This is a genomic window from Methylobacterium sp. WL119, assembly GCF_008039875.1.
GTDB lineage: Bacteria > Pseudomonadota > Alphaproteobacteria > Rhizobiales > Beijerinckiaceae > Methylobacterium.
The window spans coordinates 1-14,370 of record NZ_VRUU01000114.1; the positions used below are offsets into that span (position 1 = coordinate 1).

The window sequence follows — 14,370 nt, forward strand, 5'->3', positions numbered from 1 at the left end:
AAGCGGGGGAGGGTGGCCCGCTAAGCGGGTCGGGAGAGGGGGGCGACGGTGCCTGAAAGGGCGCTCCCCTCTCCCGACCCTCGCTGACGCGAGGCCCACCCTCCCCCGCTTAAGGGGGGAGGGAAGACCCGCGGGCGGTTGAACCGGATGCGTGCGTCCGGCCGGCGTTCGACCGCTCAGCCCGCGTTGGCCTTCGGCGTCAGCTTCAGGATCCGTCCGTCCGGGCCGTCGGTGACGGCGTAGACCGCGCCGTCGGGGCCGACGCGCACGTCGCGGATGCGGGCGTCGAGGGGAACGCGCTCCTCGGTGACGACCTTGTCGCCGTCGCGCTTCAGCACCACGATCCCCTCGCTGACGAGGCCGCCGACGAGGAAGTCGTCCGTCCAGGCGGGAAACAGCGTGCCGGTGTAGAGCGCCATGCCCGACGGCCCGATCACCGGATCCCAGTAATAGACCGGCTGCACCGTGCCGGCGGCCTGGGTCACGCCCTCGCCGAGGGGCTCGCCGGAATACTCGATGCCGTAGGTCGCGACCGGCCAGCCGTAGTTGAGGCCGGGCCGCGGACGGTTGAGCTCGTCGCCGCCGCGGGGCCCGTGCTCCACGGTCCAGAGCCGGCCCTGGCCGTCGAGCGCCGCCGCCTGGACGTTGCGGTGGCCGTAGGACCAGATCTCGGGCTTGGCCTTGTCGCTGCCGTAGAACGGGTTGTCCTTGGGGGCTTGGCCGTCGGCGTCGATGCGGAACACCTTGCCGAGGCCGCTGGCGAGGTCCTGGGCCTGGACGCGCGTCGCCTTGTCGGAGCGCTCGCCCACGGTGACGAACAGCTTGCCGTCGGCGGCGAAGACCAGGCGCGAGCCGAAATGCTTGTCGCCGTCGTAGGTCGGCATCTGCCGGAAGACGACCTTCACGTCGTCGAGCTTCGCCCCGCCCTTGCCGTCCTGGACGAGCTTGGCCTTCGCCACGGTGGTGCCGTTGCCCTTGTCGCGGGGCTCGCTGTAGCTGAAGAACACCAGCCCGTCGGTGGCGAAGCCGGGGCTCAGGGCGATGTCGAGCAGGCCGCCCTGGCCGCGCGCGTCGACCTTCGGCACGCCGGCGATCGCCGGGCCGACGGTGCCGTCCTTGGACACGATCCGGATCTTCCCGGCCTTCTCGGTGACGATCATCCGGCCGTCCGGCAGGAACTCCATCGCCCACGGGCTCGCCAGCCCCTTCGCGACAGTCGCGACCTCGACCTTCGTGGCGTCCGCCGGCTTCGGGGCGCGGGTCTGGTTCGGCAGCAGCGGCTTGTAGCCGGTGTTCGGCGGGGCGGTCTCGGCGGGGGTGTCGCCGGCGCTCTTCGCCGCGGGTGCGCTGAAGGCGTCGCCCTCGATGCGGGACGGCCGCTGGGCGGCGCTGTCCTCGGCGAAGGCACCCGGTGCCAGCGCGACCGCCGCCACGGTGGCGAGCGCGAGGGATCGGAAGCGCGGCACCTGCAAAAATCCTGTCACCGTCAAGAATCCTCCTGGATCGGGTCGGCCGCACGCGCGGCATCGGTCTGGCGTGCTCGGTCACATGGGGCGGGGGCGCCGCCAAAGCGAGCGCGGGACGGCCGGAGCCGCCGCGTCCGCTGCGCTGCGGACCGAATCGCCATGAACCGGGTGGGCAGCCGGCATGCGGTCCGGTCGACCGCCTTGACCGCAGCACGGCGGGTCGCCAATTCTTCCTTCACCGATCGGCGGGCGGCCTGCTGCAGGCGCTCGTGCGGTCCTTGAGAAGGGTATTTTCCGATGGCGACGGTGAAAGTGACCGACGCGAGCTTCGAGCAGGACGTCCTCAAGTCCGTCGAGCCCGTGGTCGTGGATTTCTGGGCGGAGTGGTGCGGTCCCTGCCGGCAGATCGGTCCGGCGCTCGAGGAGATCGCGTCCGACATGCAGGGCCGCGTGAAGATCGCAAAGGTGAACGTGGACGAGAATCCCGGCATCGCCTCGCAGTACGGCATCCGCTCGATCCCGACGCTGCTGCTGTTCAAGAACGGCGAGCGGGTCGACCAGAAGGTCGGCGCGGCGCCGAAGGGCGACCTGTCCCGCTGGATCAGCGCGCAGACCGCCAACGCCTGACGCGGCGACCGATCAGGACGAGCCCGCCTCCTCACGGAGGCGGGCTTTTTCGTGCGCGTCGGTTTTTTCGGCGCGTCGGACGGTGCGCGCAAAAAGAAAGCCCGGCCGTGAGGCCGGGCTGTCTCGCGTTTCGAAACCCAATTCGAATGATCGGAGCCGACCCCGGGCTCTGAGCGGCCCGTGGGTCGGAGGTCGGATCCTAGTACGAGCCGAACTTGTAGTTCAGGCCGGCGCGGACGACGGCGAACTCGGTGTCGTTGCGGCGGGCGACGTAGCCCGGAGCGAAGAACACGGCGCCGGCGGCGTTGGTGGCGTAAGCGCCGTTCAGACGGTTGTTCTGATCGAGGTTCACGTAGAGGGCTTCGACCTTCACCGTCACGGCCGACGAGCGGAAGAAGTTCAGGAACGAGTCGGTCGGGAGGGCGTACTCGACGCCGCCGCCGGCGGTCCAGCCGGTCCGGAAATCGTCACGGCTGCTGTTCGGCAGGCCGAACTCGCGGCCACCGCCGGCGCCGTAGGCGAAGCCGCCGGTGCCGTAGAACAGGGCCTTGTCGACCGCGTAACCGATGCGGCCGCGCACGGTGCCGAAGAAGTCGAGGCTGGAGATGCCGTTCGGGCTGAACGCCTGGACGCCGGGCGCGAGGGCGAACCCGGGGGTGACGACGTAGCGGTTCCGGTTGCGACCGAAGTCGACGTACTGGGCGTCCGCCTCGATACCGATCACGACGCCGGAGCCCGGGGTGAACTGGTAGTTGTAGCCGACCTGGCCACCGCCGGTGAACCCGTCAGTGGAGTTCGAGCCGCCGAAGGCGATCTGGGTCGGGACGGCGGCCGCGACGGCGGTGCCCGGAGCCACGTTCACGACGGTCGCGCCGGAGCGGTCGTTCGCGTCGAAGCCGTAGCCGGCGTTGATACCGAAGTAGAAACCGGTCCAGGTGAAGACCGGCACCGGCGTGAACACCGGCGGAGGCGCGCGGCGCGGCAGGTCGGCGGCCGAAGCGGCGGCGGTGAGCGCCGTGAAGGCGGCCAATGACGTCAGAAGCGTTTTCATGTTTCTTTGATCCCCAGCGTGTTGCCCGATCGATGCTGAGGATAAGTGATTTCCCACGGCCAAGATGTAACATCCGGGCCACAGCTGCCTGGTGTCTGCATTGTTGCGCCGATCGCGTGTGCTGTGCAGCAGAATAAGTCTGAGGTTTACCGCAGATCAACGCAAGGTCAGGTCGGCGGCGTGCCGTTGGCGGTCAGGACGGCGCCGACGAGGTAGAGCGAGCCGCAGATCAGGATCCGCGGCGGCTGCTCGAAGGCGATGTCGGCGACCATGGTCAGCGCCGCCTCGATGCTCGGCGCGATGCGCGCGCTGAGGCCGACCTGGGTCGCGATCTCCTCGACCTCCTCGGCGGGCCGCGCGGCCATCGATCCGGCGATCGGCACCGCGATCAGCGCGCGCGCCAGCCCGACGAAGTGGCGCAGGAAGCCCTCCGCGTCCTTGGTGCCGAGCAGGCCGACGATCAGGACCAGCGGCACGTCGCTGCGCTCGCCGAGGTCGGCCAGCGCCGTCGCGAGGATGCGTCCGCCGTCGATGTTGTGGCCGCCGTCGAGCCAGAGCTCGGAGCCGGGCGGCACCAGGGCCGCCAGCCGTCCGCGGGCGAGGCGCTGCATCCGGCCCGGCCAGTCGACGTTGCGCAGGCCGGCTTCCACCGCGCCGACGCCGATGTCGCCGAAGCCCGCCGCCCGCAAAGCCGCGATGGCGGTGCCGGCATTGGTGAACTGGTGGCGGCCGACGAGCTTGGGGCGCGGCAGGTCGAACAGGTCGGTCTCGTCCTGGTAGACGAGGCGGCCGCTGTCCTCGTGGACCGAGAAATCCTGGTTGCCGACCCAGACCGGCGTGGCGCCGACCGCCGCGGCGCGGCGGCACAGCACCGCGTCCGCCTCGGCGTAGTCCTGGGCCGCGATCACCGCCGGGCAGCCGCGCTTGAAGATGCCGGCCTTCTCGATCGCCACCAGCTCGACGGTGTCGCCGAGATACTCGGCATGGTCGCGCCCGATCGGCGTGACGACCGCCGCCGCGACCGTGTCGATCACGTTGGTCGCGTCCACGCGGCCGCCCAAGCCCACCTCGAGCAGCAAGACGTCGGCCGGCGCCTCGGAGAACAGCAGCAGCGCCGCCGCGGTGGTGATCTCGAACACCGTGATCGGGTCGCCCGCGTTGGCGGCCTCGCAGCGCGCGAAGGCCTCGGCGAGCCGGTCCTCCGGGACGTAGTGGCCGCCGCCGATGCCGCCGAGCCGGATGCGCTCGTGGAAGCGCACGAGGTGGGGCGAGGTGTAGACGTGCGCGGCCAGGCCCCCGGCCTCCAGGATCGCCCGCATGAACGCGATGGTCGAGCCCTTGCCGTTGGTGCCGCCGACGTGGATCACGGGCGGCAGCCGGCGCTCGGGGTGGTTCAGGCGCGCGAGCAGGCTCTGGATCCGGCCGAGCGACAGGTCGATCGTGCGCGGGTGCAGGGCCAGGAATCGCGCCATCAGCGCATCGGAGGAATCCATGGGCGTGCGGCGCGTCAGGCGGGTTCGAGGATCGGTGCGGATGCGGCCGGCGCCGGCGCGGCGGGCGGGCTCACGTTCATCAGCAGGCCGCAGATCCGCACGATGGTGTCCTTCAGCGCGTGGCGGTGGACGACCTGATCGAGCATGCCATGCTCGAGCAGGTACTCGGCGCGCTGGAAGCCGTCGGGCAGCTTCTCCCGGATCGTCTGCTCGATGACGCGCGGGCCGGCGAAGCAGATCAGGGCGCCGGGCTCGGCCAGGTGCACGTCGCCGAGCATCGCGTAGGAGGCGGTGACGCCGCCGGTCGTCGGGTTGGTCAGCACGACGACGTAGGGAAGCCTTGCCGCGCGCAGGCGCCGGATCGCCACGGTGGTCCGCGGCATCTGCATCAGCGAGAGGATGCCCTCCTGCATCCGAGCGCCGCCCGAGGCCGCGAACATCACGTAGGGCGTGCGCTTCTCCAGCGCCGTCTCCGCGCCGCGGATGAAGGCCTCGCCCGCCGCCATCCCGAGCGAGCCGCCCATGAACGCGAAGTCCTGGACCGCCAGCGTCATCGGCTGGCCGCCGACCCGGCCGAACCCGACCTTGAACGCATCCTGCATCCCGGTCTTGGTGCGCGCCTCCTTGAGGCGGTCGGCGTAGCGCTTCTCGTCGCGGAACTTGAGCGGGTCGACGGCGACCTCCGGCAGCGGCACGTCGATCCAGGTGCCCTCGTCGAACATCATCTTGAGCCGCGCGCTCGCGCTCATCTTGAGATGGTGCTCGGAGCCGGGGATGACCCAGTGGTTCCCCTCGACTTCCTTGTGGAACACCATCTGCCCGGTATCCGGGCATTTCACCCAGAGGTTCTCGGGCGTCTCGCGCTTGAACAGGGTCTTGATCTTGGGGCGCACGACCTCCGAGATCCAGTTCATCGGTTCGACCATCATGAAGCGCCCGTCCGGTTCGATCGGGCCGACATCGTCGATCGGCCCCGCGTAGCTCAGGCTTGCATATCGGGGCCGGTGCCCCGGTCGGCCAGTGCCGTCGGCGTCAGGCCGCGCGGGCCGAGGCCGAGCGCACCCCGGCGGCGAGCTCGCGCACCAGCGTCGAGACCGCCTCGACGCTGCTGCCGGTGGCCTGGCCTGCGCCGTCGAGCGTCCGATGCAGCGCGTCGACGAGCGCCGAGCCGACGACGACGCCGTCGGCGCCCTTGGCGATGGCCGCGGCATGCGCCCCGGTCCTCACGCCGAAGCCGACCACCACCGGCAAGGCCGTGTGGCGGCGGATGCGCCCGACCGCGGTGCCGACCGCGGCGAAATCCGGCGTCGCCGTCCCGGTGATGCCGTTAATCGACACGTAGTAGACGAAGCCCGCGGTGTTCGCGAGCACGGCCGGCAGGCGGCGCTCGTCGGTGGTCGGCGTCGCCAGCCGGATGAAGGCGAGGCCCTTGGCCAAAGCCGGCAGGCAGAGCTCGTCGTCCTCCTCCGGCGGCAGGTCGACCACGATCAGCCCGTCGATGCCGGCCGCCGACGCGTCGTTGAGGAAGCGCGCGACGCCGTAGGTGTGGATCGGGTTGAAGTATCCCATCAGGATCACCGGCGTCTCGGCGTTGCCGGCGCGGAACCGGCGCACGAGGTCGAGCGTCTTCGCCACGCCCTGGCCGGCCTTGAGCGCCCGCAGGCCCGCGGCCTGGATCGCCGGGCCGTCGGCCATCGGGTCGGTGAAGGGAAGGCCGAACTCGACGATGTCGGCGCCCGACGCCGGCAGCGCCTCCAGCACCTTCAGCGAGGTCTCGGGATCGGGATCGCCCGCCATCACGTAGGTCACGAGGGCGGCGCGGCCTTCCGCGCGGCAGCGGGCGAAGGTGGCGTCGATGCGGGCGGCCATGGTGCCTGTCCGTTCCTGGTGTCGAAGAAGGAGATCGCGAAGGGATCGAGGAGCGATCGAGGGTTGGCGGACGGGATCGCCCGAGGGATTGGTGCCGCGCCTACACCATCGGCGGCGGCCCGTGAAGCGGAGGCGGTTTGGCGGCCCGTCCTCGCGTGCGCGAGGCGGCCGGGTGCGCATGCCTCGAAAGCGGGCATGGACGTTCGCGCGCCAGCCGCCTATTGTGCAGGCAGGCGGGAATACTTTGCACACTATTGTGGCAGATCAAGAAAAACCCTAGGTCTCGAATCACGGTCGCCAAAGATCGACAATCGAATCCGAGGACACGCCATGACCAATCCTTCCGAGATCAAGAACCGCTTCCACGCCAGCCTCGAGGCCTCCGAGGCCCGCGAGAACGGCTTCCGCAGCCGTCTGCTCGCCGAGGGCGCGCGCGCGCTCCAGCCGGTGCTCGGCGTCCTGACCCTGATGTCCGAGGTGCTCGACGAGCGCGACAACGTGCACGGCAGCATCACCGGCCTGGATTGCGCGATCGACAGGGAAGACTTCGTCACGCTGCGCGCGGTCCTCAGCGGCACCTCGCAGCCCGAGCAGCGGATCGTGATCAAGTACGGCCCCGAGCTCGGCGGCCGCAACCTGATCTCGGTTTCCGGCATCGGCCAGACCTACGCCGAGAAGCTCGTCGCCAAGACCCATTGCGCCGCGAGCCTCGGCCGCTCGGTCGGCAGCGACCTGCAGCTCGACGTCGCCCGCGCCGAGGACCTCGCCGAGGTCGTGCGCGAGATGGTCGAGGCCTACTTCGTCGGCCAGGCCCAGGTGCCGGTGCAGCACCATGCCGGCGCCATCGAGGGCCACGCCCGCTACGCCGTGCAGTGATCCCGCGCCGCAAGGCCCGCCCGACCTCCGCTCCGGCGACGGTTCCCCCGTCGCCGGAGCGTCGGCGCGTCCTATCTGCGTGACGACGCAGCGTGTCCCGGCCCCTGCCGGACCCGCGACCCCCTCACGCATCGCCCCGGTTCTCAGGGCGCACGGGACGCTCCGCATGGCTTCCATGACCACCCCCGTCTGGTTCATCACCGGCTGCTCCACCGGCTTCGGCCGCGACCTCGCCCGCGCCGTGCTCGCCCGCGGCTGGCGCGCGGTGGTGACGGCCCGCGACCTCGGCCGCGTCGCCGACCTCGCCGAATCGTCCGGCGACCGCGCCCTCGCGCTCGCCCTCGACGTCACCGACCAGGGCCAGGTCGACGCCGCGGTCGCAGCCGCCCACGCGGCGTTCGGCCAGGTCGACGTGCTCGTGAACAATGCCGGCTACGGCTACCAGGCCTCGGTGGAGGAGGGGGTCGAGGCCGAGATCCGCGCGCAGTTCGACGCCAACGTGTTCGGCCTGTTCGCGCTGACCCGCGCGGTGCTGCCCGGGATGCGGGCGCGGCGCAGCGGCCGCATCCTCAACATCACCTCGGTGGCCGGCTTCATCGGGTTTCCCGCGTCCGGCTACTATTCGGCGAGCAAGCACGCGGTCGAGGGCTGGTCGGACGCGCTCGCCGCCGAGACCGCGCCGCTCGGCATCAAGGTGACCTGCATCGAGCCGGGCCCGTTCCGCACAGACTGGGCCGGGCGCTCGCTGAAGCAGACGCCGAGCGCGATCGCCGATTACGCCGAGACCGCCGGCGCCCGCCTCACGGCGACGTCCGAGAAGAGCGGCACCCAGGCCGGCGATCCGGCCCGCGCCGCGGAGGCGATGATCCATGTCGCCGAGATCGAAGATCCGCCGCGCCACCTCGTCCTCGGCGCCTGGGGCTACGATGCGGTGACCGCGAAGCTGAAGGCGCGGCTCGCCGAGATCGAGGCCTGGCGCGAGACCAGCCTCGGGGCGGATTTCCCGGGGGGCTGACGCGGTCTCGCGTCCATTGGCGCAACCTCCGGTTAAGCGCCCTTGCAAACCCATCGTTCAGCCTCTGCTGCGATGGTCGCTCCGCCCGGACGCGTCACGCCGGGGGAGATCCGCATGGACCCCAGGGACCTCGTCGTCGCGCTCGCGCTCCTCGTCGCCATCGCCAGCCTCGCCTTCGCCTGGGCGCGGCGCGGGCGGGCGGGCGCCCTGGACGACGCCGAAGACCTCCACGACCGGATCTGGCAGGTCTCCGAGAGCGAGGACCGCTACCGCGCCCTGGTCGAGGCCACGACCGACGTGATCGTCCAGCGCGACGCGGCCGGCCGCATCACCTTCGCCAACGAAGGCTACGCCGCGCTGTTCGACCGGACGCCGCTCGCGATGATCGGCGCGACCCTCGATCTCCAGGTGCTCGAGACCGCCGGCGCCGAGACCGGCCCGGACGGCGTGCGCCGGAGCGAGGCGCGGGTGATGCCGGCCGACGGCGTGCCGCGCTGGTTCGCCTTCGTCGAGGTGCCCGTCGCCCGCGGATCCGAGCCGATCCAGTGGCTGCGGGCCGGCCGCGACGTCACCGGCCGGGTCGAATCGGCCCGCGCCCTCGACGTGGCGCTGTCGCGCGCCGAATCGGCTAGCGTCGCCAAATCGCGCTTCCTCGCCACCGTCAGCCACGAGTTCCGCACGCCGCTCAACGGCATCCTCGGCATGGCCGACCTCGTCCTCGACACGAGCCTCGACGGCGAGCAGCGCACCTACGTCCAGGCGGTGCGCACTAGCGGGCAGGCGCTGCTGGCGCTGATCGACGGCATCCTCGACTTCTCCCGCATCGAGGCCGGCCGCATCGACCTCGCCGCCGAGCCGTTCGATGTCTCCGCCACCGCCGAGGCGGTGGTCGAGCTGCTGGCGCCGCGCGCCCAGGACAAGGGCATCGAGATCGCCCTCGACGTCGCCGACGGCGTGCCGGGCCTGGTGATCGGCGACGGCGACCGGGTGCGGCAGATCCTGGTCAATCTCGTCGGCAACGCGGTGAAGTTTACGCAGGGCGGCGGCGTCGGCGTCAGCGTGGCGCAGGCCGACGGCGCGATCGTGCTCGCGGTCGCCGATACCGGGCCGGGCATCGCCGACGACCGGGTCGGATCGCTGTTCGAGGAGTTCGAGCAGGGCGACGGCAGCGCCAGCCGCAGCCACGAGGGCACCGGCCTTGGCCTCGCCATCACCCGCCGCCTCGTCCTGCGGATGGGCGGGCGGATCGAGGCGGAATCGAAGCTCGGGCGCGGCTCGACCTTCCGCGTCGTGCTGCCGCTGCCGGCGGCCGAGCATCAGCCCGCCGCCGTGCCGCGCCCGGTGCTCGCCGCGCGCAAGGTGCTGATCGTCGCCGATTCGCCGTTCCAGGCCCCGTTCCTCGCGCGCAACCTCGCCCGCACCGGCGCGTCCGCGGTGGTGATGCCGAACCTCAAGGACGGGCTCGATGCGCTCGCCGGCGTCGGCTTCGACGCGGTGATCGCCGACCGCGCGCTCGGCGACGACGCCGTGCGGCGCCTCGCCGACCAGGCCAAGGCATGCGGCGTGCGCTGCAGCCTCGTCCTGCTCTCGCCGTTCGACCGGCGCGAATTCGGCGCGCCGAATGCGGCCGGGTTCGACACCTACCTGATCAAGCCGGTGCGCGCCCGCTCGCTGTTCGACCGCCTGCTCGCGCCCACCCCGCCGGCCGAGCCCGCGCCCGAAGCGGCCAACGCCGCGCCCGTGCGCGCGGGCACGGGCCTGCGCGTGCTGCTGGCCGAGGACAACCCGATCAACGCGCTCCTGGCGACCAAGGCCCTGGAGCGCCTCGGCGCCGAGGTGGTGCACGCGGCCGACGGTCTCGAGGCCCTGGCCCGCCTCGCGGAGGGCGGCACGTTCGACCTCGCCCTGATCGACATCCGCATGCCGAATTGCGACGGCCACGAGACCGCCCGCCGCATCCGCGCCGCCGAAGCCCGCGGCAAGGGCGGCCGGCTCCACCTGGTCGCGCTGACCGCCAACGCGGGCCGCGAGGACGAGAAGGCCGCGCGCCGGGCCGGCTTCGACGGGTTCCTGGCCAAGCCCCTCGACCTCAAGCTCCTGCCCGGCCTGCTCGAGCGGCGCGTCGCGCGAGCGGCTTGACGGACGCGTCCCCCCGCGCGAACACCGTCGCCATGCCTTCCGACACGCCCGCCAACCTGCCCGCCGACCCGCACCCGACGTCCCGCGACCCCGGCGGCCTGGCCGCCTGGGGCATCGCCGCCCTTGTGGCGGCGACGGTGCTGCTCGGCGTGCTCCTGCCCAACCGCGCCTCCCACGGCCCGGCCTCGCCGGCCGACGACGCGACCTGCGCCGAATGGGGCGACGGCTGCCGCGTCTGCCGGCGGCTCGCCGACGGGCCGGCCTGCTCGCTGCCGGGCATCGCCTGCACGCCCGGCCCGCTGCAGTGCCTGCATCGCGTCGGCGGTTGAGGCCGGAGGTCGAGCCGCGGCCCGTCTTCCGCTTCGCCCCGAGCCCGAACGGCCGGCTGCATCTCGGCCACGCCTATTCCGCGCTGCTCAACGCCGTGCTCGCGTCCCGCACCGGCGGCCGCCTGCTGCTGCGGATCGAGGACATCGACCCGACCCGCTCGCGACCCGAGCTGATCGACGCGATCGGCGCCGACCTCGCCTGGCTCGGGCTCGTCTTCGACCCACCCGTCCGCCGCCAGTCGCAGCACATGCCGGACTATCGCGCCGCCCGCGACGGGCTGATCGCGCGGGGCCTGGCCTATCCCTGCTTCTGCACCCGCGGCGACATCCGTGCCGCCGCCGGCGGCAATGCCGCGCGCGACCCGGACGGCGCGCCGCTCTATCCCGGCACCTGCCGGGCGCTCGATCCTGAGACCGCCGCCGCCCGTCGCGCCGCCGGCGAGCCGCACGCCTGGCGGCTCGACATGGCCCGGGCGATCGGGCAGGCGCCGGGCCCCCATGTTTATACGAACCTGGCGCTTCTCCCTCCCCCCGACGGATCTCGGGCTTGCCCGGGATCCGCACCTTGCGTGCCCAAGTCGGGCAGGACCGACTTGGGTGCGGGGGAGGGTGGGCCTCGCGTCGGCGAGGGTCGGGAGAGGGGAGCGCCCTTTCAGGCATCGTCGCTTCCCTCTCCCGACCCGCTTCAGGGGGGAGGGGAGGGCGCGTTTCACGAGATGGTCCGGGTCGTTGATCCCGCCCGCTGGGGCGATGCCGTGATCGCCCGCCGCGACGTGCCGACGAGCTACCACCTCGCCGTCGTGGTCGACGACGCGCATCAGGGCGTCACCCACGTGGTCCGCGGCCGCGACCTCGAGGCGGCGACAGACCTGCACGTCCTGCTCCAGGCGCTCCTCGGCCTTCCGACCCCGCGCTACCACCATCACGCCCTGGTCCTCGGCCCGGACGGGGGCAAGCTCGCGAAGTCGAAGGGCTCGGAAAGCCTCGCCGACCGTCGCGCGCGGGGCGAAACACCGGAGACGATCCGCGCGGCGCTCGGCTTCGCCTGAAGCGCCGGCTCGCCGCGGGAAGGCCGCCTCAGCGCACCGCCGCGTCGCGCTGCGCCATCGCGGTGGCGCTCTTCGACTTCTGCATCACCGCGTCGATCTGCTCGCGCTGGCGCTTGAACTCGGCGAGCATCCGCCCGTCGAGCTCGCGCCCGCGCGGCACGCGGATCTTCATCGGGTCGACGAAGTGGCCGTTGATGATCACCTCGTAGTGCAGGTGCGCGCCGGTGGAGAGCCCGGTGGAGCCGACATAGCCGATCACCTGGCCCTGCCGCACCCGCGCACCTTCGGTGACGCCACGCCCGAACCGCGACATGTGGTTGTAGGTGGTGACGTAGCCGTTGATGTGCTGGATCTCGACCCGGCGTCCGTAGCCCGAGGTCATCTCGGCCCGGATCACGGTGCCGTTGCCGGCCGCCACGATCGGCGTGCCGATCGGATTCGACCAGTCGACGCCGGTGTGGAGCTTGGCATAGCCGAGCACCGGGTGGCGGCGGTAGCCGAAGCCCGAGCGCATGATCCCGTCGGCGATCGGCTTGCGGATCAGGAACTTCTTGAGCGAGCGGCCCTGGTCGTCGAGGTAGTCGATCGAGCCGTCGTCGGGCGACTGGAAGCGGTAGACCTTGCGGCTCTCGCCGCCGAGGTTGAGCGAGGCGTAGAGCAGGTCCGGCCGGTCGGCGCTGGCGCCGGCATCCTCGTCGTAGGTGTAGAACACGTCGAGGCCGTCGCCGGCCGAGATCCGCCGCTGGAAGTCGAGATCGTAGCTGAACACCCGCACGATGTCCTCGACGGTCGCCCGCGGCAGGTCGTGCCGGGCCGCGGTCTCGTAGAGGCTCTGGTAGAGGCGCGGGCCCGAGCCGCCGTCCTCGTCCTCGTCCTCCGAATTCTCGGCGCTCGCGGCGGGCTTCTGCGAGGGCGTGTCCTCGGGCGGCGGGGCCACCGAGACGAAGGCCCCGCGGTCGTTGATCGCGGCGATCCCCTCGATCCCGCCCTCGCCGTAGAGCACCACGCGGGTCACCTGCCGCGGATCGCCCGGCTTCGCGCCCGGCGCGATCTGGAGCCGGAACTGCTGGCCCTCGGCCAGCGCGCCGGTCTTGGCCTTGCCGCCGAGCGCCGTGACGATGCCGCGGATCTGGTCCTCGGAGGCGAAGCCGGTGGCGCGCACCACCGCCTCCAGCGTGTCGCCGCGCTTCAGGGCGAGGTCGCGCTCCTCGACGATCGGCGTCTCGTTGGGGCGCAGCTCGACCTTGGCGAGCTTGGTCACGTTCTCGGGGACGACCAGCACCTCGATCGACTTGAACGGGTTGCCGTCGGCGGCATTGCCGGCCTTGGGGCCGCCGTCCTTGGCCCCGCCGTCGAAGTCGGGTGCCGTCGCGCCCTGGAGCGTGCGCGACAGGAGGATCTGCGGCGCGATCGGGATCGCGGTGCGCCGGCCGGCCTCCGCGGTGCTGCGGCGCTCCTCCTCGACCTGCGCCGTCACGTCGTCGTCCGACAGCGCGGCCGCCCCGGCCTCGACCGCCGCGTCGACGAGGTCGCGCTTGACCACGCTGACCTCGGCGCCCGGCGCGTCGGCGGAGCCGGCATCGGCGGCGCGCTCGAGCGGCTCGTCGGACACGAACTTCATCGGATCGAATTTCGGGATGTCGCCGGCGAACACCCCGGTCGACATCGAGAGCGCCGTGGTGATCCGGACGAAGGGCCGGACCTTGATGATCTCGCGATCGCCGAGCCGCACCGTCACCGGGGAGCGGAAGCTCTGCTTGGCCGAGGCGATCATGAGGTTGCGCACGAGCCGGTCGCCCTTGCGCGCGAGATTGGCGCCGCCCTCGCTCGGCTGCGGCCGGGCGGGGATGCTCACCCGCTCGGGGATCGCGGCGAAGGAGGCCTCGCCCTGCAGCGAGACGTGGAGCGCCGCGCCGATCAGCGCGGCCCCGGTCAGGCCGGTGAGGGCGGAGGCGCAGAGCCAGCGCAGGTTCACCTCGCGCCGATCGATGCGCGTCGCATCCGATCCGAGCAGGTCGAGGGCGGGCTGGATCCCGTGGGCGTAGCCCGGCAGGGTCCGCGGGCCGCTGGCCTCGCCGATCTTGAGACGGTCGCGGTTCACCAAGAGCGCCTTGTCGGAGGAGGGCGGCATCGCAGCCACCAGGACATCAGCATGTCGAAGGGCAGCATGTCGAGATTGAGGCGACTCGCGGGCGAGCGCGTTTCCCCTCCCTCCGGTCGAGCGGATCCCCTTCCCCCCGAAACGCCGAACGCACCCGTCTCAGGATCGCTGGAGGGCCGTCCGGGCGGCCTGTCGTGGTTCTGTCGTCGAAATCGGAGAAAGTTCCGTTTTGGCTGTTGACGGGCTGCTGGGTGGTCCGTATACCCCTGTTCATCGAGACGGGGCGGCGGCGACGCGGTTCTGGACTTGGTCCACCGACATGACGAGCGATGGGGCAGCTGGCGAGAGCCGGGTG

General features: G+C 71.9%; 12 protein-coding genes. 6 read left to right on the plus strand and 6 right to left on the minus strand.

What is annotated here, in order from left to right; all coding sequences use genetic code 11:
- Nucleotides 1-176: 176 nt before the first annotated feature.
- Nucleotides 177-1,466: a PQQ-dependent sugar dehydrogenase gene (locus FV227_RS24620; RefSeq protein ID WP_147728407.1), complete on the minus strand. Its 1,290-nt coding sequence runs from the start codon at nucleotides 1,464-1,466 to the stop codon at nucleotides 177-179.
- Between the two features lie 297 nt (nucleotides 1,467-1,763).
- Between FV227_RS24620 and trxA the strand changes: the two genes are divergently transcribed.
- Nucleotides 1,764-2,093 (plus strand): thioredoxin, encoded by a 330-nt coding sequence (trxA, locus tag FV227_RS24625; RefSeq protein ID WP_147728405.1) that lies wholly within the window; start codon nucleotides 1,764-1,766, stop codon nucleotides 2,091-2,093.
- A 199-nt stretch (nucleotides 2,094-2,292) separates the two neighbouring features.
- Here trxA and FV227_RS24630 read toward each other — a convergent pair whose 3' ends face one another.
- The 4 genes from FV227_RS24630 to trpA form a co-directional block, all read right to left on the minus strand.
- Nucleotides 2,293-3,144 carry an outer membrane beta-barrel protein gene (locus FV227_RS24630; RefSeq protein WP_147728404.1) on the minus strand — a complete coding sequence of 284 codons (852 nt, stop codon included), beginning with the start codon at nucleotides 3,142-3,144 and terminating at the stop codon, nucleotides 2,293-2,295.
- 167 nt (nucleotides 3,145-3,311) lie between these two features.
- Nucleotides 3,312-4,637: a folylpolyglutamate synthase/dihydrofolate synthase family protein gene (locus FV227_RS24635; protein ID WP_147728403.1), complete on the minus strand. Its 1,326-nt coding sequence runs from the start codon at nucleotides 4,635-4,637 to the stop codon at nucleotides 3,312-3,314.
- Between the two features lie 14 nt (nucleotides 4,638-4,651).
- Nucleotides 4,652-5,563, minus strand: a complete 912-nt coding sequence (accD, locus tag FV227_RS24640) for an acetyl-CoA carboxylase, carboxyltransferase subunit beta (RefSeq protein ID WP_147728406.1) — start codon at nucleotides 5,561-5,563, stop codon at nucleotides 4,652-4,654.
- Between the two features lie 106 nt (nucleotides 5,564-5,669).
- On the minus strand, nucleotides 5,670-6,506 hold the full coding sequence (gene trpA, locus FV227_RS24645; RefSeq protein WP_147860124.1) for a tryptophan synthase subunit alpha: 837 nt from the start codon (nucleotides 6,504-6,506) through the stop codon (nucleotides 5,670-5,672).
- Between the two features lie 330 nt (nucleotides 6,507-6,836).
- On the opposite strand from trpA, the gene FV227_RS24650 reads away from it, so the two are divergent.
- From FV227_RS24650 to FV227_RS30080, 5 genes are all read left to right on the plus strand, one after another.
- Nucleotides 6,837-7,382, plus strand: coding sequence for a hypothetical protein (locus FV227_RS24650; RefSeq protein ID WP_147841991.1), 546 nt, complete (start codon nucleotides 6,837-6,839; stop codon nucleotides 7,380-7,382).
- Between the two features lie 166 nt (nucleotides 7,383-7,548).
- A complete protein-coding gene (locus FV227_RS24655) occupies nucleotides 7,549-8,397 on the plus strand; it encodes an oxidoreductase (protein WP_147860125.1) in 849 nt (282 codons plus the stop codon).
- 114 nt (nucleotides 8,398-8,511) lie between these two features.
- Complete coding sequence (locus tag FV227_RS24660; RefSeq protein WP_147860126.1) at nucleotides 8,512-10,536, plus strand: ATP-binding protein; 2,025 nt, start codon at nucleotides 8,512-8,514, stop codon at nucleotides 10,534-10,536.
- Between the two features lie 32 nt (nucleotides 10,537-10,568).
- Nucleotides 10,569-10,865, plus strand: a complete 297-nt coding sequence (locus FV227_RS24665; protein ID WP_244030518.1) for a hypothetical protein — start codon at nucleotides 10,569-10,571, stop codon at nucleotides 10,863-10,865.
- Nucleotides 10,862-11,914, plus strand: coding sequence for a glutamate--tRNA ligase family protein (locus FV227_RS30080; protein ID WP_246688380.1), 1,053 nt, complete (start codon nucleotides 10,862-10,864; stop codon nucleotides 11,912-11,914). The genes FV227_RS24665 and FV227_RS30080 overlap by 4 nt, the downstream gene beginning before the upstream one ends.
- Before the next feature lie 28 nt (nucleotides 11,915-11,942).
- Here FV227_RS30080 and FV227_RS24680 read toward each other — a convergent pair whose 3' ends face one another.
- Nucleotides 11,943-14,015 (minus strand): M23 family metallopeptidase, encoded by a 2,073-nt coding sequence (locus FV227_RS24680; protein WP_244030529.1) that lies wholly within the window; start codon nucleotides 14,013-14,015, stop codon nucleotides 11,943-11,945.
- Nucleotides 14,016-14,370: the final 355 nt, after the last annotated feature.